Genomic DNA, 26,473 nt, shown 5'->3' on the forward strand with positions numbered 1-26,473 from the left:
ACATGGTAACGATAAAAGATGTGGCAGAGCGTACTGGATACGCTATCAAAACGATTTCACGTGCAATGAACGATGAGCCAAACGTTTCCCAAAAAGCAAAAACAATTATTCGTCAAGCCATGCTAGAAATGGACTATTATCCCAACAGTGTGGCACAACAAATGCGGGGTAAAGCAACAAAAATGATCGGCGTTGTCATTTCCTACATCACCAATCCATTTTTTGCATATTTAGTTGATGCTATAGAAGAAACTGCAAATCAAAAAGGCTATCATGTCGTTGTTTTCCAAACAAAAGATAAACCTAAAAATCAAATGCGGTTTTTAGAAATGCTGAAAAGTAAACAGCTTGATGGGTTGATCTTAGCTTATATAGAAGAAGAAACTGATGACATCACAGATCTAATTGAAACTGGAAAAGTAGTCGTATGTAATCATCGTTCGCCACATTCTACACTTCCTGGTGTTTTTATTGATGAAAAGAAAGCGACATATGAAGCGATTACATTTTTGATAGAACAGGGCTATCGTAAAATTGCTTATTGTTCAGGCGGCAAGTATGATCCGGATAATTTAAGATTTTCTGGATTTATCCAAGCTTTAAAAGCACATCAAATCCCTTTTGATGACACCTATCATTTTGAACATAAGTGGGATGTGTTTGGTGGGCAGCAAGTCTTACGTGAAATGATGAAGATGCCAGAAGTAGATAGACCACAGGCAATTTTTGCAAATGGAGATTTACTTGCTTCAGGGATTTTAAGTGAATGTCTCACACAAGGGATTAAAGTACCCGAAACACTGGCAATCATGGGGTTCGATGATCAGCCTGTTGCACAAATTTTGACACCTAAGTTAACAACAGTGCAGCAGCCCATCAAAAAAATGGGGGAATTAAGTACCGAAATATTAATCGCAAACCTGCGTGGGGAAACACCCCCAGACTATGAGGTGCTAGCAACCATGTTAATGATTCGTGAAACGACTTAAAAAAACGGGCAAGTTATCAAGACACCACACATGTTTCAAACAAAAGTCAGTAGATACAGTAAAGCCTTTGATTTTTTTAAATCAATGACAACACCTACTGACTTTTCATCTCATAACATCTTTCCGAAAAACTATAATTTTCTTGACAAATGTTGCCCTATACCCTATACTAGTATTATGAAGAGAGAACGCTTAATTGAGAATATTGAAGATTTAAAAGAGGTCATGCCAGATTTTGTACTTGCCTACTATCGGTCAAAATCTGCTGTGCCCTATTCACTCACAACTTTATATGAATATCTGAAAGAATACCAACGTTTTTTTTCATGGTTAATTGATGCTGATATTTCAAGTGCGACATCAACAAATACCATATCTCTTGATACACTAGAACATCTGACAAAATCAGATTTAGAAACGTATATTTTATATCTACGTGAACGACCTAGATTAAATACAGCTGCAACAAAATATGGGATCTCTCAAACCACGATAAATCGAACCTTATCAGCACTTTCTAGTTTATATAAGTATTTAACTGAGGAGGTTGAAGATGAACATGGTGAGCCCTACTTCTACCGTAATGTCATGAAAAAAGTCAGTACGCAAAAAAAGAAAGAAACACTTGCTGCTAGAGCTGAAAATATTAAGAATAAACTATTTTTAGGCGACGAAACACAAGGATTTTTAGACTTTATAGATCATGATTACGAATTAGACTTATCCAACCGTGCTAAATCGTCTTTTTATAAAAACAAAGAACGTGATCTTGCAATCATTGCGCTGATTTTAGCGTCTGGCATCCGATTATCAGAAACTGTCAATATCGATCTGAATGATTTAAATTTAAAGACACTGGTTGTAGAGATTATGCGTAAAGGTGGCAAACAAGACGCCGTTAATATCGCAGGCTTTGCCAAATCGTATTTAGTCAATTATTTAGAAATCCGAGATAAACGCTACGGTGCACAAAAACAAGATACTGCTTTGTTCTTAACGACATATAAGTCAAAAGTTAACCGAATCGACAACTCTAGTATAGAAAAGATGGTTGCCAAATACTCTAAAGCGTTTAAAGTCCGTGTTACACCTCATAAACTCAGACATACGTTGGCGACACGACTCTACGCACAAACAAATTCGCAAGTTTTAGTCAGTCATCAACTTGGTCATGCCTCTACACAGGTCACAGACCTATATACCCATATCGTCAGTGATGAACAAAAAGATGCACTCGATAAGTTATAGTCACTACTTCTCTCACGTGTATATAAATACCCCTCCTATTTGAAATAGGAGGGGTATTTTGTACTACAACTTCATCACTTGTTTTTTGGCTTGTTTAGATTTAAAACGATTATAACTTTGATTAAACAATTTTGAAAACAGTTTTTGGAAAGTGACTGAGTAAAAACACAAGGCGACAAGCAAAATCAAATTAATATAGCTGATATTACCTAGACTTAATAGATTTTTGCCGATAATTAAGGCGATAAAATAAATCGTATGAGTTACGATAAAAACAATGGATCTATAAGATGTTTTTGTTGGATAGATATTTCTTTGCACAATCAGATAATTCCATGCTGTATATAGAATAGCCATGATTGACAGCGCACGAGGACTACTACCAAATATATGCCCTAAGTTAATGATTAACAGACTGCCTACTGCAATAGATAAACCAGCTGGAAAAGCTTTTTTAAATAATGTCGGCAAAAATTCACTTTTGACGCGATTAAAATCTAATTCAAAATTAAGTAAGAAGGTAGGTATACCAACAAAACAAGCATTCAATACTGTGAGTTGAATGGGTTCAAATGGATATTTAAACCCTACGATTAATGTACCAGCTGTTAGTAAAATAGAATAAACGACCTGAATTAATACTAAAGAGCCGGCTCTTGTAATATTGTTAATGACACGGCGTCCTTCATTTAAAATCGTAGGGATTGCCTCAAATTGATTATCTAATAAAACAATATCAGAAGCTTGTCTTGCTGCATCAACTCCTGACGCCATAGCGATCGAACAATTGGCTTCTTTAAGTGCTAAAACATCATTAACACCGTCGCCTGTCATGGCAACTGTATGACCTAATGCTTTAAGCGTAATCACGATTTGTTTCTTTTGTTGCGGACTGACACGACCAAAAATTTGATAATTTTCTACAATATCTTCTAAATCTTCATCAGCAACTTCCGACATATCGATATATTTCTCTGCTCCAGGTAAGTTAACTCGCTGTGCGATTTGAGATACTGTGGTTGGATCATCTCCAGAAATAATCTTACAATTAACATGTTGTCTATTGAAAAATGCTAACGTTTCAATAACATTTTCTCTTATCGTATCCGTAATTAAAAACATGGCGATAGGTTGGATATCTTTAATCTGGTCAAAAGCTTGTGTGCTATCACTATACCCTAAAGTTAGGACACGGTAGCCAAGTTTCGAGTGTTTTTTATCTAATTTAAGTATGTCCTGTTCTTTTGAGGGATCTAGCTTCATAAAAGCACTAGCACCCAAGAAATAGGTGCCATCACCTTCAAAGCTAACACAACTAAACTTACGATCTGAAGAAAATGGAACTACAGTAGTCGCCACTCGACTTGAACTTTCAGGAAATCCTTCTCGAAGAGCTAGAGCTGTCGGATTTTTATCAGGTAGCACAGCCATCATGTTGCCAATAATCGACGCAACATCACATGCGTCATCGATTTTGATAAGATCTTCAACGATCATCTGTCCTTTTGTTATCGTACCAGTCTTATCTAAGCATAGTGTATCTACCCTAGCGAGCGCATCAATACAATTTAATTCTTGGACAAGTACTCTTTTTCTAGATAGATAAACAGCACTAATCGTTAACGCAACACTTGTCAATAAGTACAGTCCTTCAGGAAACATCCCTACTGCTGCTGCAACTGTAGAGAGTATGGCACGGTTAATTGCTACACCTGACCAAAAGTATTGTTTGACAAATAGCAGGACACATAATGGGACTAAGACAATCGTAATGCCCTTAATAATTTTATTTAAGCTATCTTGAATCAGATAACTCTGTTTTTTAATAGCTTTAGCTTCTCTAGTTATCTTTTGGATATAATTATCTTCACCGACATGAATCACCTGACAGATCGCTTGACCTGATGTGACAAAACTACCTGAGAATAACTCACTTTGAGGTGTTTTATAGACATTATCAACTTCACCAGTAAGTAACGATTCATTAATCTCTAAACTGCCTTCAATGACCTTTGCGTCTGAAGGGACTTGATCACCATTTTCTAATAAAAGTAAATCATCAATGACAATCTTGTCTATCGGTAAGGTTACTAATTGATGATCACGGTAGACTTTTGTTTTGGAAACGGTTAAGATCGCTAACTTATCTAACGTACGTTTTGATCGAATCTCCTGAAAGAGATTAATCACGATATTACTAAAGATAACTAAGATAAACAGGCCATTATAATAGGATCCAGTCAAATAAACGAGGTAAAATAAAACAATGTTTATAAGATTGAAAAATGTAAACACATTTACAAAAAATATCTTAGCATATGACCGGCTAGATGTTTTTTTGATATGATTTGTTTGTCCGTTTTGTTCTCTTTCTTTGACTTCATCTGAGTTGAGACCACTCTGAGTGGATTTAATCATCCTACTCTCCTTTTTTAAACGATTTACTACCATCATATAACAATTCATAGTCTTTGTCATCCGTCCTCAGGACTAAATTTCTTACATTTTTGTTATTTTACTAGCTAAAACAAGCATTAATTTGGTTTTTTGACATAAAAAAAGAGTTATTGATCAAAATGAAAGGGTATTTGGTATAAAAAAATTGCATGCGTTTCATCATGCAATTTGTAGTGTATTAGTCAGTCATTAATCAGAGTGATACTGGATAAATCCAACCATCTGGTGCAGGTACATCACCTTTTTGGATGCCAACAAGTTCATCATATAACTTGTGCGTAATTGGTCCTACTTCTGTTTCACTGTAGAAGACATGATACTCATCTGCGTTTTGGATACCCGCGATTGGTGAAATAACGGCAGCAGTACCACAAGCACCAGCTTCAGCAAAACGATCTAACTTATCAATTTCAACATCGCCTTCTATCGCTTTAAGACCAAGTCTTTTTTCTGCTAAATAAAGCAAAGAATATTTAGTGATAGATGGTAAGATTGATGGGCTAAGTGGTGTCACAAATTCATTATCTTTTGTAATCCCAAAGAAGTTAGCTGATCCGACCTCTTCGATTTTTGTATGCGTTGCTGGATCAAGATAGATAACATCAGAATATCCCGCATGATGTGCGTTTTGACCTGGTAAAAGGCTACCCGCGTAGTTACCACCAACTTTTGCTGCACCTGTACCGTGTGGGGCAGCACGATCATAGTCACGTGATACGATGAACTTGGTAGGCGTTAAGCCACCTTTAAAATAGCTACCAACAGGCATTGCAAAAACAGTAAAAATATATTCTTGGGCTGGTTGTACGCCTATGATATCTCCAACACCGATTAGCAATGGACGTAAATAAAGGCTCCCACCACTTTCATACGGTGGCACATACTCATGGTTTGCTTTCACAACTGATTTGACGGCATCGATGAAAAAATCAGTTGGGACTTGAGGCATTAATAAACGATCTGCTGTTTTTTGCAACCGTTCAGCATTTTGATCAGGTCTAAATAATTGAATGTCACCTGACTTAGTCCGGTACGCTTTTAGTCCTTCAAAGGCTTGTTGACCGTAATGCAAGGCTGGTGATGACTCAGATAGATGTAGTGTTGCATCTTCAGTCAATTCTCCTTTTTCCCACTGACCATTTTTATAATGTGCAATAAAACGGTAAGGTAATTTCATATATGAAAAACCAAGATTTTCCCAATCAATATTAATAGACATAAAATATCCTCAACTCTAAGGGTTATAAAAACCCATCTTTTCTAAAAATTTGTTATACTTATTTTAGTACTTTTTACCTGTTTTTGCAAGAATTTACCACAATTTTCTGAAAATTGTTAATTTGGAGATCCCCTTTGAAATTTCTACACCTTGAACCATATTTTGACAGTGCTATAGAAAAAATTATTTTATTAGTCCTAGCTACTGTTTTATTTTATATATTTTATCGGATTATCAAACGTATCGTTAAGCATCTATTTGACAATTACAGCCATCTTAATCTGATGGATAATGCACGAATCTTAACTTTATCCAGACTCATCCTCTCTATCGCCCAATATTTTACCATCTTCCTCTATATCTATACTATTTTAGGTATTTTTGGCTTACCTATTGGTAGATTGTTAACTGGTGCTGGTATTATTGGTGTCGCACTTGGTTTTGCTGGTCGTGATCTGATGAGTGATGTCATTAATGGGTTTTTTATCATCTTCGAACATCAAGTTAATATTGGTGATACTGTATATTTCCAAAATTTAGATATTACAGGTAAAGTCAGTGCAATCTCTATTAGGTCATTAACTTTAACTAGCGCTAGTAATGGTATCACCTTCATCCCAAATCGAAATATTATCGCACTATCAAATTTATCCAGAACGACTACTAGCTTATTTGTGGATGTACCCGTTACGCTGGATACTGTAACGTCACTCAAAAAACGTGTTTTATCTGTTAATGAAACCTATGATAATGTTGAATTTATAGGAATGGTAACACTTGAAGATACGATATATCTCAGAAGTAAGATAAGTGGTCACTACGAGGATATCTCTAGTGAACAAACTAATCTACTTGCAGCCTATTACGAAAAAAATGACTAAGTTACTTAGTCATTTTTCATTGATTTAATGGGTTCAAATGAACGTCTATGGATATCTATGACGCCTTGTTCAACAAGTGCTTGCAGATGTTTTTTTGTCCCATAACCTGCATTATGTGCAAAATCATAACCGGGGTACTGTTTATCATACTCAGCCATTAACTTGTCTCGCGTGACTTTAGCGACGATAGACGCAGCTGCAATTGACATCGACTTGGCATCGCCTTTGATAAGAGATGTTTGAGGGATATCAACTGCTAACTGCATTGCATCTATTAATAGATGTTGTGGTTTGATAGTAAGCTGATCTATAGCTTGTAACATGGCGAGTTTCGTCGCCTCATAGATATTTACCTGATCAATCACTTGATGATCGATACAGCCGATACCTACTGCAAGTGCTTGCGCGATTACCTCATCATACACTTTCTGATGTTGTGATTTAGAGATTTGTTTACTATCATTTAATCCTGCTATTTTACAATTCTCAGGTAAAATAACTGCTGCTGCAACAACTGGACCAGCTAACGGACCTCGACCAACCTCATCTATCCCAGCAATTAACATAATATTATTTATGTAAAGTTCTCGTTCATGAATAAGTAATGTTTCAAGACGTTTGGCTTCAGCTATGTTAGCCAACAGTTGGCGTTTACGTTTAGCTATGAGTTTTTGAACACCTAATCTCCCGTCTTGCTCAAGTAACTCAAACAAAGGATCAGACAGTTCTACGACTGATGCTAACTGTTCCCCGATAGCTTTAATCGTCGCCATGAATCTCATCCTCATCTTCAAGTTCGCCTACAATGTCTAGCGTATAAGTGCCTAACTTACCATCTCTAACGTCTTTGATGAATAAATCGTAAAACCGATCATAATCATCTCTAAAACCATACTTTTTCGTTAATAAGACGATTAAGTCAACAGCTGGCATACTTAACTCAGCATCACCCAACTTATAACGTGACTGCAATTCATTTGGGAAATGCTTGCTAAAAAAGTCAAGGCCAAAAATCGTTATCTCATCTTTCGGGATTAACTCATCTTTGATTGCACCTGTTAATGCAAGTTTTAAACCAATCGTTTGGTCTTCAAATTTAGGCCAAAGAATCCCTGGTGTATCAAGAATTTCAAGTGCTTCATTGGTCTTCAACCACTGTTGCCCTTTCGTCACGCCTGGTTTATTACCTGTGATGGCACTTTTGCGACCGGCTAAACGGTTCATTAAGGTTGACTTACCTACATTAGGAATCCCAATAATCATCGTTCTGATGGCTTTATTTTGGATACCACGTGACTCTGCACGTTCTAGCTTATCAGCTAACACTTCCTTTGCTGCCTTAGTCAATTTTTTGACTGTTTGTTGCTCTTTGGCATTAATTTTAACGGCTAAAATACCTTGTTTTTCAAAATAATGAACCCATTTTTGCGTTTCTAACTCATTTCCTAGATCCTTTTTGTTAATAATCACTAGGCGAGGTTTAGTCCCGATAATTTTATCTAACATGGGATTACGACTTGATAACGGTAATCTCGCATCTACTAGCTCCATTACCAAATCCACATGCTTTAAATTTTCTTGAACCTGTCTACGTGCTTTAGACATATGTCCAGGAAACCACTGAATTACTACCATTTTTACTAACTCCTTATATGACAAAGAAAGCTGATTTCTTTGTTGTCTGATGACGTATTGTTACCTTTATTCTACCATAGTTTTGGTGTATTTTTTAGCGGGGTCAAAAATATGATAGAAAGTATCTCTATATTCACTTCTTCATACAAAAAATCATAGCATATAGGAGCGCTTAGCAGCCTCATACGCTATGATTGATTAGTAAATGTGTATATACTCCTTAGTGACAAAATAGTTAAGGCATATATCATTGAATATTATGACACGTTAAGCTATCGCTATCTCTGTTCCTTCTGTAATCTCGGGGATTTCTTTTGCTTCTAAATATAAAGTTCCTGGTAAGTTAGCAGTGCTATCACCTGTAAATGACATTGTAATATGTCCTAATTGATTCAGATTTTTTGTCACAAGATTTCCTACTGCCGTGATTACAAAGCTTGTTTGACAAATGCTTAACACCATATCTGTCGTGATATCTTCTTTAGCTTGATTCATGATAATTTGGTAAGCATAATCTTTTAATCCTTCTGGTGCATTATCACCAAATAAAATCAACATATTATCTTCTTTAAATAATGCTGCTTCTGAGCCGATTGCTTGTACTTTTGTTTCAAAAACTGACATCTTTTTCTCCTCTATTTTACACAACTCTACTTATCTATATAAGCCAAAACTTGCTAACCATGCGACAACAACTCGAGGTAAACCATTTAAAAATCTTGAATATAAGACAGCAGGTACACCCACTTCAACTGTTTCGGTTTCTGCATCCATCAATCCTAGTGAAACAGGGATAAAATCACACCCATTTTGTGTGTTGATGGCGAAGAGTGCTGGCAAAGCAAATTGTGGTGGAATATTTCCCTTACCAATCTCTACACCAATTAGCGATCCGATGAGCTGACTAATGACCGCTCCAGGTCCTAAAAGCGGAGATAAGAAGGGTAAACTACAGATAAATCCAATCAACATCAATCCCCAGATATTACCTGCAAGTGGTGCCAATGTATTGGCTAATAATTTCCCAATACCACTACCTTGAATAATACCAATCAGTAATGACACAAATGCCATAAAAGGAATAACAGTATTTAGCATCGTTTGAACTGACTCACGTGCTGCTTGATTAAAAATCGCAACAACTTTACCTGCTCCCATACCAATTTTTGCAATGATTGATCCATTTGCTGCACGTTGCTCAGTAATTTTTTTACTCGTATCAAAGGTTGCGTTACTTGTGTTAGCTTGTGTTTCAACGGCTACTTCTTGATAATCAGGACCTTTGGCTCCTTCGTACAAGGTAATATTTTTCTCCGTCACAGCTGAAACATAAATTGTTTCATTAATGTATTGTGCTAATGGGCCAGATTTACCAGTCGCAACGATATTAATTGTCGGTATCCCTTTTTTAGGATAAAGACCACAACGTAGTGTTCCGCCACAATCAACAATTGCCAATGCAACCTCAGCATCTGGAATAGACGTTTTGAAGGCATTAACACTTTCCATACCCGTTAATGCTTCTATTTTGTCAACAATAGCAGGGCGTTCCCCACCACCAGTCACATAGATAAACTTATGCTTTTCCTCAGTTGGTTTAATCACTAAAGGACCACCATAGCCACCTTGCCCTTTATGAACAATAATACTTTTATAATCAGTCATAACTCTCTCCTCATTCACTTACTCGTCAATTTTTACTGTTTTACTTAAGGTAACACCTTGCTGTTTACTAACATAAGTCACCATGAAATCCGTTACCCATCCGCCTATAAAATTCATGACAAGTCCAACTAGTAAATAACGAATTGCCAAATCCATTTGGTTAAGTCCTAGTGTTTTAATACCTGAAGCAATCCCAAGCCATACAAACAACTCTCCTGGATTAATATGTGGGAAGACACCATTACTTGTATGGTTGAATTGCATAATACTTGCAGAAAATCCTGGTTTATAAAACTCTGGTAAAAAACGACCCATTGTATGACTCATCGGATTCCCAAGCATAAAAGCTGAAAGAAATGGAACAAGCATATATCTGCCTAAAGGATTTTTTGACGCTTTTTGTGCAACAATCGCAATCTTATCCTCTCCAATTAAAGCTATCAAAGCGTTCATAGCGACTAAAAGCATGAGAACAACCGGAACAATACCTGTCATCCATGAAATAAATGTTTCTCCACCAACTTGAAACAGATGCATAAACCCATCTGCTAGTTTAATAATTACCTTCATTTTATTCCTCCTAATGTCTAAAACGCTTGCGTTTTAGCTCTTTTTAAATATTCCCGACAACTGAGCACGTATCATTGTAAATGGGCTTAAAGGTGTCGGTTCGTGGTAGGTTTTACTTGCTACTGCAAGATATAAGTTTCTTGCATCAATTATTGCTTGTTGCGTTAATTTATTTTCTTTTTGAACTTTTTCATGTGTTTCAGTTAAATGATTAATATTCTCACCGATGTAGGTTTCTTTATCTTTGAATTTAGCTAATACCGTAACACCTTGCATGAGTTTAGCATCTAAAATATCACCGCTTGCGTTGATCGCAAACATTGCAATCGTTCCTGATTTTACTTTTCCTGGTCTTCTACCAATCGCTACTTTGCCTTGTTTTCTTAAACAAGCATAAATTTGATTAAAGTGTTTAATCTGCTTAAGAGCTAATAATATTTGGCAAACATAGGCAATGGTAATTAAGCCGCCAATCAATAGATAAGTATTCATCCAACAGTTCCTCCTTTATTTAAAAAGTCGACTAAGTCTGTCAGACTTTCTATGTTTAATAAGCTATTTCTTAAGTGACTATGACGCATCAAATTAAACACCATATCATAAATAGCCAAAGTCATCTTTTCAGTTCTCGGGGACATAGTACTTGGGACAGCGAGTAGAAAAATAATATAAATTTTTTCGTCTTCAAGCACGATTCCTTCCTTTGAAGTTGCTATAGATAGTATAGGCTCAGTCAAACGTGTATTTGTTGCATGTGGGAAAACAATGCCATTTTCAACAAAATAATTATGGTGTACTTGACTGATAAATGTGTCATCGATTAACTGATCTAACAACAAAGTATCTAGGATTAACGACATATTTTCTTGATAAGAAAGGCCAACCTGCAACTCCTGTTGATAAATAATCTCTTCATCAAAGAACATATGATTACCATATTGAAAATCTAACCAAACTTTTGATAACCGTTCTTCATCAAATAGGTGACTGATGCGAACGATAATCGCATCTATAGTTGTAACATCTAGATAAACTGTTGAAAAAATCACATCGTAACAATTCAAATCTGTTTGCTTCGCAGCCTGCTCAGTCAAGGTTGTGATTTGCGTTTTACTGCCAACAATATCAGCTATTCGCTGCTTAATCATGGTTTGAATGGCAAGGCTACCATTTGATACAATCGCAATATGATGATAGCTCTGTTGATTTCGTTCTTGTAATAATAATTCAAAATGTACGGTTAAATAGCCTAATTCAGCTACCTCTATAGGTGTTTGTAACAGGTTAGAGAGACTATTTAATGCAACTCTTGCCATTTTTGACGCTACAGGAAAACTCGTTTCAATTTCACCGATAAAGATATCTGATGGTTTGACATGAAATACGATACGATTTAACATGGTAATCAGATGTGTATTTATTTTTTCTAAAAATAATGGTTGATCAATCTTAATTAAGAACTGCTTTTCAACTTCTGATATCATCTCCTGAAAAACAGTTTCTAAAACTTTTTCATCCTTGTCATCTAAGGCAATTTCAGTTAACTGATTAAAATAAACATAAACAGGGAACTGAATAAATTCTTTTTCATAATAACTGAGTGTTAAGCCGATCTCAGTCTCAACTTTCTCAAATAAACTTTCTAATTCCTGATTGAGTAATACCTTATTATAATAATAAGGATAAGAGTTGATACCGTGCAGTTTTGATAGTCGATATAGAGAAACAGCTAGCGCTTTTTCTAACAGATCATGACTCTTTTTCTCGATGTTTTTAACCATAGCATAATGATCTACAGCAGTTTGAATCTTAGGCGATAACCTAAAATCATCTGGTAAATAATCGATAACATGGTGGATCAATACTAAACGAATTTGACTTTCTTCTCCACTTAATTGTAGACCTCGATTAGGTCTACCAGATAATACGAGTTGGAAATTTGCTAGTACGTCTCTTAATTGACGAAGATCTTTTGTCAGTGTTGTATCAGCCACTTGCATCACATCAGATAAATGGCTTTTTAATGTATAGGGCTCATCAACTAAGCATTTTAAAATATAAGCTTTACGTTTACCCGAAGAATTAAAATCACTAAGCGCGTGAAACTTGCCTGAAAACAACCGATCAAATCTTTCATGATTTAAAATGTTCAGTCGATAACCTAGTCCTATTGACGTAATAGTTGCTTCTTGTTTTAAGAGTTGATTGAGCTCTGCAATTTTATTTTTAATAATATGAGCTGAAAAAGTCGTTTTTTGTGCCAACTCAGCAAGTGTCATGTCTCCATATTGTAGTAAAGTACTTACGATGACATATTTTTTACTGTCACTCATCCAACCAACTCCTAATCATTCTTACCCTCTAGATTTTCCGCCGGCTATATTTGTTGTAATTCCAGTTATATAGCTAGAGCGATCACTTAAATAATAACAAACTAAATCTGCAACTTCTGAAAGTTTACCACTACGACCAAGTGGGGTCGCACTCGTATTGGCATATCCTTTTCTTAATTCTTCAACTGTTTTTCCTCTTGTGTAACTTAGTGCTTCTTCATAAGCTAATGTACGTAGCCCAGTTTCTTCCATGATACCTGGTGCGATTCCTACTACTCTGACGTTATATTTACCGAGTTCTTTAGCCCAAGAACGCGTGTAGCCAATTACAGCAGCTTTTGTTCCTGAATAAGCACCTTGCCCTTCAGAACCTTCGAGCCCTGCTTCACTTGCCATATTAATGATGACACCTGATTTTTTTGCGACCAATATCCGTCCAACTGTTTGTGCAACTAAAAATAGTCCTTTTTGATTAATACTGGTCATTTTATCAAAGCTATCATCTGATAATTCATATTTTCCATGTGTGTCTTGTGGATCAACTAAAAGTGCTGGTATATTGATCCCAGCGTTGTTGACAACACCATCTATTGTACCAAATTTATCTACTACCACCTCGACTGCTGTTTCTACTGCTTGGCGATTTGTCACGTCAGTTTGAATAAAAAGATAGTTTTTATCAGTTATCTCACTGTCTTGAATATCAAGATTAATGACAGTCGTTTCTTCTTGTAACAAAGCCTCTACAATCGCTTTACCGATACCAGATGATCCTCCTGTCACTAGGTAAATCTTTCCTTTGATTCCTAACCAATCCTTCATTTCTTATACTTCCTTTCTTTTGATAACTTAAGTATAAACGAGAGCGTTTACAAAATTAAGACGCATATTTTTTCTATCATAAAAAATTTGATACCTGAATTGATTATCTCATGTCTCTTTGGATCGTTACGCTAAGCTATCGAAAAGAAAAAAACACGCAAATGAGCAACTCATCAGCATGTTTTTTTAGCATATGGTGATTTTCTTTATTCAGCGGTATTTAGGGCTAATAATTGTTCACCAACACCCACTGTTTGTCTAAATGATGGAATTGTTTTAATACTAGAATAATTCAAGGTATTTGTCACAATGACCATAACAGTAGGATCAAGTTGTTCAGATTTGATGCCAGCGATGTCAAATGTACCCAGTAAGTCACCTTTCTTAACTTGTTGTGCAGCATGTACTTTGACATCAAAATGTTTGCCACCAAGTGAGACCGTATCGATACCGATATGAATCAAAATTTCGCCACCGTCTCGCGTTTCTATCCCATAAGCATGACCTGTTTCAGCAACAAGACTCAACGTGCCATCAGCTGGTGCATAAACACGTCCTTCAGCAGGTAAAATTGCTGCACCCTTACCCATCATTTCACTAGAAAATACTGGATCATTAACAGATGTTAAGTCAAGCACTTGGCCTGAGATTGGCGAAAAGACAACCTCATCTTTTAAGTCACGGACTTCTGTTTTAGCTTCTTCGATTTCAGCAGCAATAATAGATTCCGGTACAAGTACTTCATCAGGAATGGCAAATATACTCGTTAATACAAAACAAAGTGCGACAGAACCAGCAGCTACGACTGCATAAACGATAAATTGATGAGCACTATAGATGTACATCAAGAAGGATGGGATAACAGCTAAACCATAAGAATTAGATTGGATATGAAAAGCAGATAAGACAGCGCCACCTAAACCAGAGGTGAAAAGCACACAAAGGAGTGGTTTTAAATTCCAACGAATTAACAGACCAAACAAGACCGGTTCACTCACACCAAACAACTGAGATAACATGGCACCAATTGCGGTTGATTTTACTTTTTGATTTTTTGAACGCATACTGAAAGCTAAACAACTTCCCACATTTGCAAATCCGTACATAGCACAAATCGTGATCAACGCGTTAAACCCAGTATTGGCTAAGAGTGATGTTTCTACCATCGTTAAGGTATGGTGGATACCGATGATTACCATAAGTGGATAGGCAACCCCAATCGCAAATCCCCCAACGCCAAATGGTAGGGTAACTAACCATTCGACAACACCGACCATGCCATTTTCTACTGTATGCAAGACTGGCCCAATACCAAGAATCATGATTAGGAAGGTAACAAGCATCGTCACAAATGGTGTGAAAATCACATCCAGTACATTTGGCATTTTTTTGCGAAGGAACAGTTCAATCTTAGCACCGATGATACCTGCTGCAATTGCTGAAAGTACTGAGCCTTGTGCACCTACGACTGGAATGAACCCAAAAGCCATGATCGCTTTAACGCCTGATGCTGGATTTGCCACAGCATAGGCATTCGGTAAAATAGGAGAGACTAACATCAACCCAATCACGATACCAATAACAGGTGTCGCCTTGAATGCTTTAAAGGTTGACCAGACGATTAATGCTGGTAAAAAACCAAAAACTGTATCCGTAATCACTGAGGTGATTTGTTGTAGACTCTGAGGAATATCAGAAACTGATGCGCCAAATAAGTGCAAGAAAGTATCGTTAAAGAGGACACCCTTTAACCCTAGAAATAAACCTGTTGCTGCGATAACTGGGACGATCGGGATAAAGATTTCACTTAAAATCCGCATCACCTTTTTCATGCCAGTTTCATTTTCTTTCAGATATTCTTTTTGTTCAGCTTTTGAAACAGATTTTATCCCAATGTTTTCGATTTCGTTATAAACTTTATTAACGATTCCAGTGCCTAGAATGATTTGATATTGACCACCATTAAAGAAAACACCTTTAACTAAGTCAAGCTGTTCAAGTGCTTTATCATCACTGGCAGATCTATCTTTTAAGACAAAACGAAGTCTAGTTTGACAATGCGTAGCTGAAATGATGTTATCTTTCCCAACAATATCAACGATTTTCTGAGCAGTTGCTCTGTAGTCTTGCGTCATATTACTCTCCTAATTCTTCTATTAAGATACCACTAAAGGGCTTTAGTGTTACTGTGTTATCAGTTAGTATAGCACCTGTTTCTCGCGTCGTAAGCAGAACATGAGGATGATATACCTTGAGTGGTTCACACACCTCAGTCTCTCCTAAATTAAAGTAACCATAAATCCGTTTCCCATCACTTATCCGTTGATAGGCAATAACAGTGTCACTTATCGGGGTTATTGGCTTAAAGTCACCATATATCAAAACGTCATGACTTTGACGGATATGAATCATTTTTTGATAAAAATAATATAAACTATCAGGGTTTTGTAATGCTTGTGCTGCGTTTATTTTATCGTAATTCTCTGTGCTTGCTAACCAAGGTGTGACAGTTGAAAACCCACCGTTTACATCACTTGTCCATGGGAAAGGGGTACGTGAATTATCTCGACTTCTTAAATTAATGATCTCCAAAGCTTCTTGTGCACTCAAGCCTTCATCTATTGCCCGATAGTATTGATCAATACTTGAAATATCGTCAAATTCATCGATTGACTGGCGTTTAAAATTAGTCATACCAAGTTCTTGACCTTGATAGATAAAAGGTGTGCCTCTAAGATAAAAATACATAGCGCCAAGTGTTTTAATCGCATCACTATTTGTTTCAGCAGCTTTTAAATATTTTGAGGTTGATCTGGGCTGATCATGATTCTCGATAAAGTTTGCAGACCATCCAGCAGCTTGCATGGCTAGTTGTTGCTTGACAATCAACTCTCGTAAATCAGCAATAGACCAATCGTTTCGTTTAAACCACTCACTGCCTGATTTGATATCAAGATCGGCCCATTTAAAATCAAAAATCATGTCAAAATAGCCCGTCTCACCGATAAACTCCGGTAAATTAGGATAATCAACTCCGGCCGCTTCAGCGACAGTCACAACATCAAATCCTTCAAAGGCTTCTTGCTTGAGTTCATTTAAAAAGTTTTCCATGCCTGGCATATTTCGACCTGCTTTGGTCACTTTAGCTAGGCCATCTATACCATCTGCAGGTAGATTAGTCCAAGTTTGATCTTTCTTGATGAAGTTTATCGCATCTACTCTAAACCCTGCAATGCCTTTGTTTAACCAAAAACGAATCATTTGATAAATGTCTTTGCGCATCTTAGGATTTTCCCAATTTAAATCAGGTTGCTTTTTATGAAATGAGTGAAAATAATAGGTATTCGGTTCACCATTTGGTAATGGTTCCCATACATTGCCACCAAAGTTTGATCGCCAATTCGTTGGCGCCTGATCAGCTTGTTTCAAGATATAATAATCTCTATAAGGACTGTCGGGATTAGCCAGCAAATTTTTAAACCAAGCATGTTCATCAGAAGTATGATTCACAACTAGGTCTAAAATAATTTTAATCTGACGTTTTTTGGCTTCTGAGACTAATAAATCAAAGTCTTCCATGGTGCCGAACTCATCAGCTATGCCATAATAATCGGAAATATCATAGCCATTATCTGCCATGGGTGAAGGATACATGGGACTCAACCAAATCAAGGTAATCCCTAAATTTTTAAGATAATCTAAATGCTCGATAATCCCTTTCAAGTCACCGATACCATCTTGATTGGCATCCGCAAAACTTCGAGGATAAATCTGATAGGCGACCTCGCCCATCCACCAGTGTTTTTTCATGTTGTCTACTTTCTATTTTGATTAATTTAAATATGGTATCGATACCATGTTTGCTATAAATAAATCAGGCAGATTCTCTTTTAACTAACGTTAAAGTCAAATCTTCTGAGTTCATTTTATATGGTTTTGCATTAATTGCTGCGATGAAACATCGAAACGTTTCTCGACCTAATGCTTGTACGGGTTGATTTACCGTAGTTAATGGCTTTGCGACTAAGGCAGCAAATGGCTGATTATCATAGCCTAGTACTGCTATATCTTCTGGCACTTTGACACCAGCTTCTAAAAATTGGGCAATCATGCCACTTGCAATCTCATCACCACTAGTGAATACAGCTGTTGGTAGATGTGTTAGATCCATCAACTGTTTAGCTACTTTTCTACCATCTGCAACAGTGTGAACCTGACGAAAGATAAGATTGTTATCTACGCTTAGATTAGACTCGGACATCGCTTTTTGAAATCCTTTATTTCTTGCTTGACCATGATTGCCACCTTCATAATCACCCCCTGTACAGTAAGCAATCGTTTGATGTCCTTGCTCGATCAAGTACTTAGTACCAAGATAGGCACCTTGAGTTTGATCAAGTGCTACATTTGGCAATTTTGACCCTTTGAACACTTCATTACATAGGATAATCACACCAAACTGTCGATAAGGTTCAATCAAGGCAATGTCATTTTCAACAGAGCACATGATGATACCATCTACCTGTCCATTTTTAAGCATATCTAAGAACCTTAGCTCTTCACTTTTATCACTGCGACTTTGGAAAAAAATTAACCGATAACCTTTTTTCACAGCCTCTTGCTCGATAGCATCTACTAAAGACGTAAAGAATGGATTGGTAATCCGAGAGACAATGACGCCAACAATCTGACTACTTTGTCCTCTTAATTTTTTAGCAGCAATGCTAGGCACATAGTTCAATTCTGCCATAGCAGCTTCAACCTTTTCCCGATTCATATCAGAAACATAAGGATGATCATTCAGTACCCTAGATACAGTTGTCTTGCCAACACCTGCTAACTTTGCAACATCAGATATGGTCGCCATTTTAAATACCTCGTTGATGTGAAATCGATTCCATATATGTATAATAGCGCTTTCAATCAATCTTGTCAACACTTATTTTAAAAAATAGTCATTTATTTGTTTTTGTTTTATGTATCCAGTATGAAACATCTGTATTTTTTAAATATTTGAAACACCAATTACTGAGACTTTCTTTGTATCAGCCAGATCATAACACTTATACTTACCATAAATAGAGACACAATCAGGACTATTAAATTGTCACTTCGTCCATTTATAAAATAAATAACTAGAGCGAGCAATGATAGACAAATTATCGATGCACTAAAAAGATAGCCGTTTTTCGTTTTTAATATGTCGACTTGCTATACCTATATAAATACAAACTAGTACTCGCAGTTCTCTATTTGTTAAGAAAAAAATAGAACCATCTTTCTTCAAAATAGATAAAGAAAAACCTAATAAGGGAAAGAAAAATGTGAGTATATCATAAAATAACAAAGCTTTAAGTTTTTTCAAAATTATCAAAATTTTATATCCCATACAAAATTACCAGCTCCAATATAACTCTTACGGTTACTGAAGCTTCCACTACCACCACGAGACTTCAAATTTTTATATACCTGAATACCACCGTCAGCATAAGTCATTTCTTCTTCTGTCATTTCAACATATTTTCTAGGCACTCTCATGTTCATGTTCTCCTTTAATTTCTTAAGTCCTTTAATTTTCAAAGTATATTGTTTTATGTATTTTATCCTACATCAAAACAATAACGTAAAATAAAAATATATTACTTTAATTCAAGACTCCTATATATAATAAACCGATACATTAATAAACTAGGAATGGTATAGAATATCAAGTTTGTGCCTAAATTCGTTGTTATACCATTTAGCATTCCTTTTTCAAACTGCGGTGTACATAAATAAATTTCTAATGTTAGTATTATCTCAGCCATATGCCAAAAACTTTTAATTTTTACATGCATAATATCTACGTTATAAGTTTTTTTGAAACTTTTTAGCACATAAATTTTTCTAGCTACCAAAAAAATAAACGTGAAACCAATGATCGGAGAAGAGTAGTCGTAATTACTGCTCATCAATTTATATACTAAATTAGCAGATAGAATGATAATAATGATCCAGTTATTAAAGTTTGTTTTTTTAAACATCTAAACTCGAATAGTCCTAACCCAACTTACTAATGGCATGTTTACGCCAATGGGAATAAATAATTTACCATTAGTTAACATTTTATTAATCTCATAATCAAGTTCTGCCGGTTGAATTTGATCTAATGAGTTGACTACTACGTTAACTAACTTTAATCGCTTACCCTCTTGAATTTCTATTTTACTCATATCTTCTCCACATTTTTTTAAAGTAATAAGGTAAAATTTCTAACCATTACTTAGTTCATAACTTATCTTTTAATTTATATTTTGATTATATATTACCTCAATTTCATTTTTAAAAAAAGACCAGTTTAGATAACTGGTCAAAAATAGGTATTAAGTGGTCTCATATGCTAGTGGTATTTAGTAAACTAGTTTATTAGTCAAAAGCTAACTACTGATCCAACAAAATTTTTTTTAATTTTGTAAATTCCCGTCTAGATAATGATATACTGAAATCTTTAAATTCAACTTCTTTTGTTTCATTATTTAAGCACACAATTTCTTTCAGATTAATGATGTGCAGTCTAGATTCACTATAAAATAATGGATAATTCGCTAAATAATCTCGCCAATATTTCAAACGTTTGTTATCTACAAAACAACTATTATCTACAAAATAAAATTCGGATTGCTTCTCTATTGCCTCAACATAAATAATCTCATTTAACCATACCCTTCGGATTTGTTTCTGTTCAAAACATAAAGAAATCTGGTGCTCAGATTGAAACCTTAAAAATGTTGCTAATGCTTCTTTGAGATCATCATATTGTAACGGCTTTGATAAGAAACGAAAGGCATGGTGCCGCAAGCTATCTTGACTTAGCGTCAACTCACTAGATACATAGATAATTTTAAGATAATTATGCTGATTTACTAGAGAATCAGCTAGCTTAAACGCATGAGTTTCTGATAAGGTTGTGTCTAAAAAAATTAAATCAAATCCTTCTTTTGCCTCTAACAATGTATTAGCACAACAAAACAGTTTAATACTGAAGTTGTAAATTTTCATATCTCTTAAAATCATCGATATAAGATTTTGTTGTCTAATTAAACTTACTGCTTCATCATGGCAAAGTGCTATTTTTATTTGCGTGTCCAATACACTATCCTCCCTTTAATTATATTGATATTTTTATTATAACACCTTTATTAATAATTACAAATATTTCATCGTTAAATACTATTTTGTATCGACCTACTGTGATGCACATAAAAAAAAGACCGAAGTCTCTATTTACCATATATTTCCAAAATTATAAGGACTTACCAAGCTATTCTATCTCAATTTTGTTTTGATAACCCGAATACACCAATAAGTAAGATAGCCTACACAAGATACAATCAATATATAAGCTAATAAATTATCTATTTGCCATGATATATCAAACATCTCACTCCCAATCGTGATCATCATATAAATCACAAAGAATAGACCAACTAACTTTATTGCATTGATATTTTTATGTCTAACATAGCCTACGATTAAAAATAGTATCGCAATATCCCAAATATCTCTTACAGGCTGAAGGGAATAAAAACTATCATTATTACTGATGATCGACCGGATGATATCTAACAAAAAAATAAAAGAAACTGTTGCAAAAAAATCTCTAATCATACGGTTTTGGTGCTGGTTCATTATGATATCTCCTTTGAACTGATCACTATCAAGTTATTTTCTATAAAAGTAACTACCCAAATCATGCAGCAACACTGACTAGATATTTTCTTTTTTATTTATCATATATTACACATTATTATATAATTAATATGATATTTACACATAATATCACTTAATCTATAATTTTAGTATAACATATAGCGTTAGTTATTTGAAACATTTAACCTATAACCAGACTTTGTATTCATTTATTAACATAACAATAAAAAAAGACCAAGGCCTTTTTCTCAATTAACTCAATTAACTCAATTAACTCAATTAAAAGTCAAACTTATAGCATCACTTCATCTTTAAAAATCCCCATAAAGAGGCTATCATGATATCTGCCATTAGCGTAAAATTGTTGTCTCATAACGCCTTCTTTAACAAAGCCAACGCCTTCATAGATATGAATACCCACTTGGTTATCGACATCAACATAGAGATAAACCTTATGCATATTTAACATATTAAATGCATAATCCAGTCCTTCACGTATTGCTTTTTTTGCCAGTCCTCGACCTTGATATTTTTTTCTAACAATAATCTGAATTTCTGTGGTTCGATGGATATAATCTATCTCAACTAATTCGATAACACCTGCAAAATCGCCATCTAAATCGATGACAAAACGACGTTCTGTATTATCGTGAATATGTTTATCGTAGAGACTAGTTAACTCATCTATAGACTCATAGGGTTCTTCAAACCAAAGTGCCATCGTCTGTTTATGGTTATCAAGTTGGTGTATAAAGGGTAAATCATTTCTTTCTAATGGGCGTATCTTCATTTTCTTCTTCCTGTCCTTTTGTTTACATAATAAAAATTACGTAAACTAATGCTTTTAACAGCGTTTATATTAACGGTATCATCACCTATCAGGTTTAATCAGGTTATGACCACCATAACTTGATTAATGCCTGTGTGCCTTCATCTTCATAGCCTGCTTCAGCTAATTGGTCATAGAGTGTTAACGCATTTTGTGTAGCTGGCAACGTTAATCCCATCTTTTGTGCCTCATCTAATGCAATTTTTAAATCCTTAATAAAATGTTTGACAAAAAAACCTGGTGAATAGTCGGCTTTTAAGATCCTTGGCCCATAATTAGTTAGCGACCAAGTATTAGCACCTCCAGCAGATAAGGTGTCGAGTACATCTGGTAAGGGTAATCCGGCAGCTTTTGCATAAACTAATAGTTCGGTTAGTGCTGTCATTGTCCCTGCGATACCGATTTGGTTTGCCATTTTAACATGTTGACCACTACCTGCAGAACCAAAGTACTGCCATTTTTTAGCGATATGACTAAATACATCAGCTACTTGATCAAAAGCGAGTTGATCTCCGCCAGCCATGACGGTTAGCGTTCTATTTTTAGCACCGATATCACCACCACTAACAGGTGCATCAAGAGCAAGAACGCTTAATGTATTAGCTTTTTCAGCTATTTTCTTAGCTAAAGTTGGTGTAGAGGTGGTCATATCAATCACAATTTTTCCAGCTGAAATTCCAGAAAAGATACCCGTTTCTTGATCAAAATAAACACTTTCTACATCAGTTGGGTAGCCGACCATCGTCATGATTATATCACTTTGTTGTGCGACTTCTCTTGGTGTTGAGGCATAAATAGCGCCTTTAGCAACCAAGTCGTCGGCTTTTTTTGCAGTTCGGTTATAGACGACTAGAGAAACCCCATCTGTCAGTAAATTATCTGCAATTGCATGTCCCATGACACCCAATCCGATAAATCCAATCATTTTATTTTCTATCATGTGTATACCTCCACTCAAATTTTAACATAAAATATGGTAAAATAGTGTCATGACATTTAAAACGCATTTAGCGATTTTCGCTGGAAAATCGAGCCAATTTATACTTAAAAAACTGTTTAAACGTGGCTCTACGTTCCCAGGAAGACTCGCACTTAAAATAGACCCCAAAATACTTGATAAACTCGCACGTGATTATGAAATCGTGGTTGTAACAGGGACAAATGGTAAAACACTGACAACTGCTTTGACTGTAGGTATCCTTGAAAATGCCTTTGGGCATATCGTCACGAATACAACTGGTGCAAACATGATAACAGGGATTGTCTCTACTTTTTTATCAAGTAAGCAAAAGAAAACAGGTCGAAATATCGCTGTACTTGAAATAGATGAAGCGAGCCTTCCTGCTGTCACAAACTATATCACACCAAGCCTCTTTGTCTTTACAAATATCTTTCGTGACCAGATGGACCGTTACGGTGAAATCTATACGACTTATGACTTTATTATAAAAGGTGCTGCTAATGCCCCTAAAGCGACTGTTTTGTTAAACGGAGATAGTCCATTATTTAATACCAAAACATTAGTCAATCCCGTGCAATACTATGGATTTGATCACGAGAGTCATGAGCCACGTCGTGCCCACTACAATACTGAAGGGGTTTTGTGTCCAAATTGTAAGCATATATTAGATTTTAAGATGAATACCTATGCTAATTTAGGGGATTATATCTGCCAAAATTGTGGTTTCCATCGTCCTAACTTAACGTATTGCTTGTCACAGTTAACAGCTATTACAAATACGTCATCAGAGTTTGTGATTGATGGAGCTGATTATAAGATAAATGTTGGTGGACTTTATAATATCTATAATGCCCTTTCTGCTGTATCTGTTGCCGAATATTTTGGTCTTGACGCAACACTCATCAAACAAGGATTTCAACATTCACATGCTGTTTTTGGTCGCCAAGAAACATTTAACGTTGGCGATAAACGTTGCACACTTGTTTTGATTAAAAATCCAGTCGGTGCCAATCAAGTCTTAGATATGATGAAACTAGCACCTTATGACTTTTCTCTTGTCGCACTACTCAATGCTAACTATGCTGATGGTATCGATACAAGTTGGATCTGGGATGCTAATTTTGAGCTTATCAATCAACTCCCTGTTACTCAGGTTATTACAGGTGGTGTTAGACATAGTGAGATGGCCAGACGTATCCGTGTTGCTGGTTTTGATAAAGATAAGATTACTGAATCAGAAAAACTTAGTGATGTGATCAGTTTGATCGAACAACAAGATACGCAACATGTTTATATCCTTGCAACTTATACCGCTATGCTAGAAATGCGTGAGATACTCGCAACAAGACACTATGTGAATGGAGAAATGAAATGACCTATACTTCTATCAAGTCTGATGGCACTTTCCCACATGCACTTCGCGTTGCTCATCTTTATGGCGATCTGATGAATACCTACGGTGATAACGGTAACATTTTGATGTTGAAATATGTCGGTGAAAAACTAGGTGCTCAAATGACTTTTGATATCGTGTCACTTGAGGATGACTTTAACGCAGATGACTATGATTTAGTTTTCTTTGGTGGCGGCCAGGACTACGAGCAAGTCATCGTCAGCGAAGACTTACCATCGAAAGCTGTTGAACTCAAACGCTTCATCGAAAACGATGGCGTCATGCTTGCTATTTGTGGTGGCTTCCAGTTTTTGGGACAATACTATACAGATGCGAGTGGTCAAAAAATTAAAGGCATTGGTGCCATGGACCACTACACGTTGAGTCAAGAAAACAATCGTTTTATAGGTGATATCGAAATCTATAATGAAGCGTTTGATGAAACGTATTATGGCTTTGAAAATCACCAAGGCAGAACTTTCTTAGCTTCAACTCAAAATCCTCTAGGGAAAGTCATCTCTGGTCAAGGTAATAATGGTGAAGATGGTACTGAAGGACTACACTATAAAAACGTCTTTGGCTCATACTTTCATGGCCCTATTTTATCTCGTAATGCAAGACTTGCTTACCGCATCATCCGTCAAGCTTTGCTAGAAAAATACGAGACGATTGACCTGCCGCTTTTTGAGGATATTCTATCAGATGAAGCTAAAGGCCAACAAATTACAGATAGCAAAAGAAAAGTTGAGCATTAATCTGTAGCTAGTATTTATTTGTCACTCATCTATGAACAAAATCCCCCTTATCGCAAAAGGGGGATTTTGTTTTAAATTAGCTCAGTCATCCAAACTGATGAGTGATATCGTTACTCATGGGCGTTTTGAATCAACTGGTGTAAACTCTGATTAAAGGTATCTTGTTCATCGCCAAGTGCTGCAAAAAACGAGTCATCAACGCTCTCGACAATTTTTAAAGCTTGTGTTAATACCTGCTTGCCTGCTACAGTTATTGACAAGATCTTTGCACGTGTATCACGTATTGAGTTTTGGCGATAAAGTAAGTCGCCTTTTTCTAAGTTTCTAACTATCGTAGAGCAAGTCATCACATCCATATCTGCACTAGCTGCGACATCAATTTGTTTCACTTCATCTTGATGTGAAGCAAGATAACCAAGTGCTGCAAGAACGACAAACTGTGGATGTGTTAATCCGATATCCAGCAACTCTTTTTTTATTTTTCTATGCCAAATATTATATGCTTTAATAAAGGAAAAACCGATTGATTTTGTTGAATCATCAGCATATTTAGACTCAAATACCATCAGCTTTTTACCGATGCCTTAGCTAACGAAAAGATGGCTTGAGGCACATCAGAAAATACTTGTGTTAAAAAAGATAACTGCTTTTCTTCCTCATTATCAGCTATACATACTAACTCAACACTGTGTTTAATGACTGTTCCTTGAACAGTAGGGATAAGTTCGTGATTAAAGTATAAGGACCCTATACCTGGAATTTTAGTTACATCACAAAAACTGCGATGATCTAGCACCTCTACCAACTCAAATGCTAGTGGTGGCATACCTTCTAATGTCATTTCACCAAAAACACCTGTTTGAAACGGACCATCCAACTTAATATCTAAAAGATCGGCTTCCCAAATAAACCATTTTTGCACATCTGAATAATTATGCCAAATTTCCTCTGGTGTTGCTTTTGTTGTCATTTCAAAACTATATTTCATCCTAATCTCCTTATATTTTTAATAAGTACACTTATTATA

26 protein-coding genes are annotated in these 26,473 nt (G+C 35.8%); 5 read left to right on the forward strand and 21 right to left on the reverse strand.

The annotated features are described in order from the left end of the window. Positions 1-2: 2 nt before the first annotated feature. Together RU87_RS07410 and xerS are read left to right on the forward strand one after the other, a co-directional pair. Positions 3-989 (forward strand): LacI family DNA-binding transcriptional regulator, encoded by a 987-nt coding sequence (locus RU87_RS07410; RefSeq protein WP_068163659.1) that lies wholly within the window; start codon positions 3-5, stop codon positions 987-989. A 177-nt stretch (positions 990-1,166) separates the two neighbouring features. Next, a complete protein-coding gene (gene xerS / locus RU87_RS07415; protein ID WP_068163786.1) occupies positions 1,167-2,237 on the forward strand; it encodes a tyrosine recombinase XerS in 1,071 nt (356 codons plus the stop codon). A gap of 63 nt (positions 2,238-2,300) precedes the next feature. Here the strand turns inward: xerS and RU87_RS07420 are convergent, their stop codons facing one another. Together RU87_RS07420 and RU87_RS07425 are read right to left on the reverse strand one after the other, a co-directional pair. After that, the gene (locus RU87_RS07420) at positions 2,301-4,655 is read right to left on the reverse strand and encodes an HAD-IC family P-type ATPase (RefSeq protein ID WP_231860448.1); all 2,355 of its coding nucleotides are present in this window, start codon (positions 4,653-4,655) and stop codon (positions 2,301-2,303) included. 232 nt (positions 4,656-4,887) lie between these two features. Then, on the reverse strand, positions 4,888-5,913 hold the full coding sequence (locus RU87_RS07425) for a branched-chain amino acid aminotransferase (RefSeq protein ID WP_068163655.1): 1,026 nt from the start codon (positions 5,911-5,913) through the stop codon (positions 4,888-4,890). 134 nt (positions 5,914-6,047) lie between these two features. Between RU87_RS07425 and RU87_RS07430 the strand changes: the two genes are divergently transcribed. Further along, positions 6,048-6,794, forward strand: a complete 747-nt coding sequence (locus RU87_RS07430) for a mechanosensitive ion channel family protein (RefSeq protein ID WP_068163651.1) — start codon at positions 6,048-6,050, stop codon at positions 6,792-6,794. A 5-nt stretch (positions 6,795-6,799) separates the two neighbouring features. On the opposite strand, the gene rnhB is transcribed toward RU87_RS07430, so the two are convergent. From rnhB to RU87_RS07520, 17 genes are all read right to left on the reverse strand, one after another. Beyond that, complete coding sequence (rnhB, locus tag RU87_RS07435) at positions 6,800-7,567, reverse strand: ribonuclease HII (protein ID WP_068163648.1); 768 nt, start codon at positions 7,565-7,567, stop codon at positions 6,800-6,802. After that, the gene (gene ylqF, locus RU87_RS07440) at positions 7,554-8,429 is read right to left on the reverse strand and encodes a ribosome biogenesis GTPase YlqF (RefSeq protein WP_068163646.1); all 876 of its coding nucleotides are present in this window, start codon (positions 8,427-8,429) and stop codon (positions 7,554-7,556) included. Before ylqF ends, rnhB begins: the two co-directional genes overlap by 14 nt. 267 nt (positions 8,430-8,696) lie before the next feature. Further along, entirely contained in the window at positions 8,697-9,053 is a 357-nt protein-coding gene (locus RU87_RS07445) for a PTS glucitol/sorbitol transporter subunit IIA (protein ID WP_068163642.1), read from the reverse strand. A gap of 30 nt (positions 9,054-9,083) precedes the next feature. After that, positions 9,084-10,094 (reverse strand): PTS glucitol/sorbitol transporter subunit IIB, encoded by a 1,011-nt coding sequence (srlE, locus tag RU87_RS07450; RefSeq protein WP_068163640.1) that lies wholly within the window; start codon positions 10,092-10,094, stop codon positions 9,084-9,086. 18 nt (positions 10,095-10,112) lie between these two features. After that, the gene (gene srlA, locus RU87_RS07455) at positions 10,113-10,664 is read right to left on the reverse strand and encodes a PTS glucitol/sorbitol transporter subunit IIC (protein WP_068163634.1); all 552 of its coding nucleotides are present in this window, start codon (positions 10,662-10,664) and stop codon (positions 10,113-10,115) included. Between the two features lie 33 nt (positions 10,665-10,697). Continuing rightward, the gene (locus tag RU87_RS07460; RefSeq protein ID WP_068163631.1) at positions 10,698-11,156 is read right to left on the reverse strand and encodes a transcriptional regulator GutM; all 459 of its coding nucleotides are present in this window, start codon (positions 11,154-11,156) and stop codon (positions 10,698-10,700) included. Next, complete coding sequence (locus tag RU87_RS07465) at positions 11,153-12,997, reverse strand: BglG family transcription antiterminator (protein WP_068163628.1); 1,845 nt, start codon at positions 12,995-12,997, stop codon at positions 11,153-11,155. Before RU87_RS07465 ends, RU87_RS07460 begins: the two co-directional genes overlap by 4 nt. 21 nt (positions 12,998-13,018) lie before the next feature. Next, complete coding sequence (locus tag RU87_RS07470) at positions 13,019-13,819, reverse strand: SDR family oxidoreductase (RefSeq protein WP_068163626.1); 801 nt, start codon at positions 13,817-13,819, stop codon at positions 13,019-13,021. Positions 13,820-14,025: 206 nt separating this feature from the next. Further along, complete coding sequence (locus RU87_RS07475) at positions 14,026-15,954, reverse strand: sucrose-specific PTS transporter subunit IIBC (RefSeq protein ID WP_068163623.1); 1,929 nt, start codon at positions 15,952-15,954, stop codon at positions 14,026-14,028. A gap of 1 nt (position 15,955) precedes the next feature. Then, entirely contained in the window at positions 15,956-17,629 is a 1,674-nt protein-coding gene (locus RU87_RS07480; protein WP_068163620.1) for an alpha-glucosidase, read from the reverse strand. A gap of 64 nt (positions 17,630-17,693) precedes the next feature. Further along, a complete protein-coding gene (locus tag RU87_RS07485; RefSeq protein WP_068163617.1) occupies positions 17,694-18,686 on the reverse strand; it encodes a LacI family DNA-binding transcriptional regulator in 993 nt (330 codons plus the stop codon). 503 nt (positions 18,687-19,189) lie between these two features. Beyond that, positions 19,190-19,357, reverse strand: a complete 168-nt coding sequence (locus RU87_RS09665) for a hypothetical protein (RefSeq protein ID WP_156470820.1) — start codon at positions 19,355-19,357, stop codon at positions 19,190-19,192. A gap of 485 nt (positions 19,358-19,842) precedes the next feature. Continuing rightward, positions 19,843-20,031 (reverse strand): hypothetical protein, encoded by a 189-nt coding sequence (locus tag RU87_RS07500; protein WP_068163607.1) that lies wholly within the window; start codon positions 20,029-20,031, stop codon positions 19,843-19,845. 208 nt (positions 20,032-20,239) lie between these two features. Further along, positions 20,240-20,947, reverse strand: a complete 708-nt coding sequence (locus tag RU87_RS07505) for a LytR/AlgR family response regulator transcription factor (protein ID WP_068163604.1) — start codon at positions 20,945-20,947, stop codon at positions 20,240-20,242. 177 nt (positions 20,948-21,124) lie between these two features. After that, positions 21,125-21,487, reverse strand: a complete 363-nt coding sequence (locus RU87_RS07510) for a hypothetical protein (protein ID WP_068163601.1) — start codon at positions 21,485-21,487, stop codon at positions 21,125-21,127. A 313-nt stretch (positions 21,488-21,800) separates the two neighbouring features. After that, positions 21,801-22,298, reverse strand: coding sequence for a GNAT family N-acetyltransferase (locus tag RU87_RS07515; RefSeq protein ID WP_068163598.1), 498 nt, complete (start codon positions 22,296-22,298; stop codon positions 21,801-21,803). 103 nt (positions 22,299-22,401) lie between these two features. Continuing rightward, complete coding sequence (locus tag RU87_RS07520; RefSeq protein WP_082782185.1) at positions 22,402-23,277, reverse strand: NAD(P)-dependent oxidoreductase; 876 nt, start codon at positions 23,275-23,277, stop codon at positions 22,402-22,404. A gap of 49 nt (positions 23,278-23,326) precedes the next feature. On the opposite strand from RU87_RS07520, the gene murT reads away from it, so the two are divergent. Then, positions 23,327-24,673, forward strand: coding sequence for a lipid II isoglutaminyl synthase subunit MurT (murT, locus tag RU87_RS07525; protein WP_068163595.1), 1,347 nt, complete (start codon positions 23,327-23,329; stop codon positions 24,671-24,673). Continuing rightward, on the forward strand, positions 24,670-25,446 hold the full coding sequence (gene gatD, locus RU87_RS07530) for a lipid II isoglutaminyl synthase subunit GatD (RefSeq protein WP_068163592.1): 777 nt from the start codon (positions 24,670-24,672) through the stop codon (positions 25,444-25,446). Before murT ends, gatD begins: the two co-directional genes overlap by 4 nt. Before the next feature lie 110 nt (positions 25,447-25,556). On the opposite strand, the gene RU87_RS07535 is transcribed toward gatD, so the two are convergent. Together RU87_RS07535 and RU87_RS07540 are read right to left on the reverse strand one after the other, a co-directional pair. Beyond that, positions 25,557-26,012 carry a MarR family winged helix-turn-helix transcriptional regulator gene (locus RU87_RS07535; RefSeq protein ID WP_068163589.1) on the reverse strand — a complete coding sequence of 152 codons (456 nt, stop codon included), beginning with the start codon at positions 26,010-26,012 and terminating at the stop codon, positions 25,557-25,559. Continuing rightward, positions 26,012-26,434: an SRPBCC family protein gene (locus RU87_RS07540; RefSeq protein ID WP_068163585.1), complete on the reverse strand. Its 423-nt coding sequence runs from the start codon at positions 26,432-26,434 to the stop codon at positions 26,012-26,014. Before RU87_RS07540 ends, RU87_RS07535 begins: the two co-directional genes overlap by 1 nt. Positions 26,435-26,473: the final 39 nt, after the last annotated feature.

The organism is Pseudolactococcus plantarum (genome assembly GCF_002441715.1).
Classification (GTDB): domain Bacteria; phylum Bacillota; class Bacilli; order Lactobacillales; family Streptococcaceae; genus Pseudolactococcus; species Pseudolactococcus plantarum.

What these genes read in the sequence shown, in the direction of transcription:
- gatD (WP_068163592.1), top strand. Translation starts at nt 24,670, where the DNA reads ATGACCTATACTTCTATCAAGTCTGATGGCACTTTCCCACATGCACTT.
- RU87_RS07540 (WP_068163585.1), bottom strand. Translation starts at nt 26,434, where the DNA reads ATGAAATATAGTTTTGAAATGACAACAAAAGCAACACCAGAGGAAATT.
- RU87_RS07510 (WP_068163601.1), bottom strand. Translation starts at nt 21,487, where the DNA reads ATGAACCAGCACCAAAACCGTATGATTAGAGATTTTTTTGCAACAGTT.
- RU87_RS07515 (WP_068163598.1), bottom strand. Translation starts at nt 22,298, where the DNA reads ATGAAGATACGCCCATTAGAAAGAAATGATTTACCCTTTATACACCAA.
- RU87_RS07460 (WP_068163631.1), bottom strand. Translation starts at nt 11,156, where the DNA reads ATGAATACTTATCTATTGATTGGCGGCTTAATTACCATTGCCTATGTT.
- RU87_RS07475 (WP_068163623.1), bottom strand. Translation starts at nt 15,954, where the DNA reads ATGACGCAAGACTACAGAGCAACTGCTCAGAAAATCGTTGATATTGTT.
- ylqF (WP_068163646.1), bottom strand. Translation starts at nt 8,429, where the DNA reads ATGGTAGTAATTCAGTGGTTTCCTGGACATATGTCTAAAGCACGTAGA.
- murT (WP_068163595.1), top strand. Translation starts at nt 23,327, where the DNA reads ATGACATTTAAAACGCATTTAGCGATTTTCGCTGGAAAATCGAGCCAA.
- RU87_RS07445 (WP_068163642.1), bottom strand. Translation starts at nt 9,053, where the DNA reads ATGTCAGTTTTTGAAACAAAAGTACAAGCAATCGGCTCAGAAGCAGCA.
- RU87_RS07425 (WP_068163655.1), bottom strand. Translation starts at nt 5,913, where the DNA reads ATGTCTATTAATATTGATTGGGAAAATCTTGGTTTTTCATATATGAAA.
- rnhB (WP_068163648.1), bottom strand. Translation starts at nt 7,567, where the DNA reads ATGGCGACGATTAAAGCTATCGGGGAACAGTTAGCATCAGTCGTAGAA.
- RU87_RS07500 (WP_068163607.1), bottom strand. Translation starts at nt 20,031, where the DNA reads ATGAGTAAAATAGAAATTCAAGAGGGTAAGCGATTAAAGTTAGTTAAC.
- RU87_RS07420 (WP_231860448.1), bottom strand. Translation starts at nt 4,655, where the DNA reads ATGATTAAATCCACTCAGAGTGGTCTCAACTCAGATGAAGTCAAAGAA.
- RU87_RS07485 (WP_068163617.1), bottom strand. Translation starts at nt 18,686, where the DNA reads ATGGCGACCATATCTGATGTTGCAAAGTTAGCAGGTGTTGGCAAGACA.
- RU87_RS07410 (WP_068163659.1), top strand. Translation starts at nt 3, where the DNA reads ATGGTAACGATAAAAGATGTGGCAGAGCGTACTGGATACGCTATCAAA.
- RU87_RS07520 (WP_082782185.1), bottom strand. Translation starts at nt 23,277, where the DNA reads ATGATAGAAAATAAAATGATTGGATTTATCGGATTGGGTGTCATGGGA.
- RU87_RS07480 (WP_068163620.1), bottom strand. Translation starts at nt 17,629, where the DNA reads ATGAAAAAACACTGGTGGATGGGCGAGGTCGCCTATCAGATTTATCCT.
- RU87_RS07535 (WP_068163589.1), bottom strand. Translation starts at nt 26,012, where the DNA reads ATGGTATTTGAGTCTAAATATGCTGATGATTCAACAAAATCAATCGGT.
- RU87_RS09665 (WP_156470820.1), bottom strand. Translation starts at nt 19,357, where the DNA reads ATGAGAGTGCCTAGAAAATATGTTGAAATGACAGAAGAAGAAATGACT.
- RU87_RS07470 (WP_068163626.1), bottom strand. Translation starts at nt 13,819, where the DNA reads ATGAAGGATTGGTTAGGAATCAAAGGAAAGATTTACCTAGTGACAGGA.
- srlA (WP_068163634.1), bottom strand. Translation starts at nt 10,664, where the DNA reads ATGAAGGTAATTATTAAACTAGCAGATGGGTTTATGCATCTGTTTCAA.
- srlE (WP_068163640.1), bottom strand. Translation starts at nt 10,094, where the DNA reads ATGACTGATTATAAAAGTATTATTGTTCATAAAGGGCAAGGTGGCTAT.
- xerS (WP_068163786.1), top strand. Translation starts at nt 1,167, where the DNA reads ATGAAGAGAGAACGCTTAATTGAGAATATTGAAGATTTAAAAGAGGTC.
- RU87_RS07465 (WP_068163628.1), bottom strand. Translation starts at nt 12,997, where the DNA reads ATGAGTGACAGTAAAAAATATGTCATCGTAAGTACTTTACTACAATAT.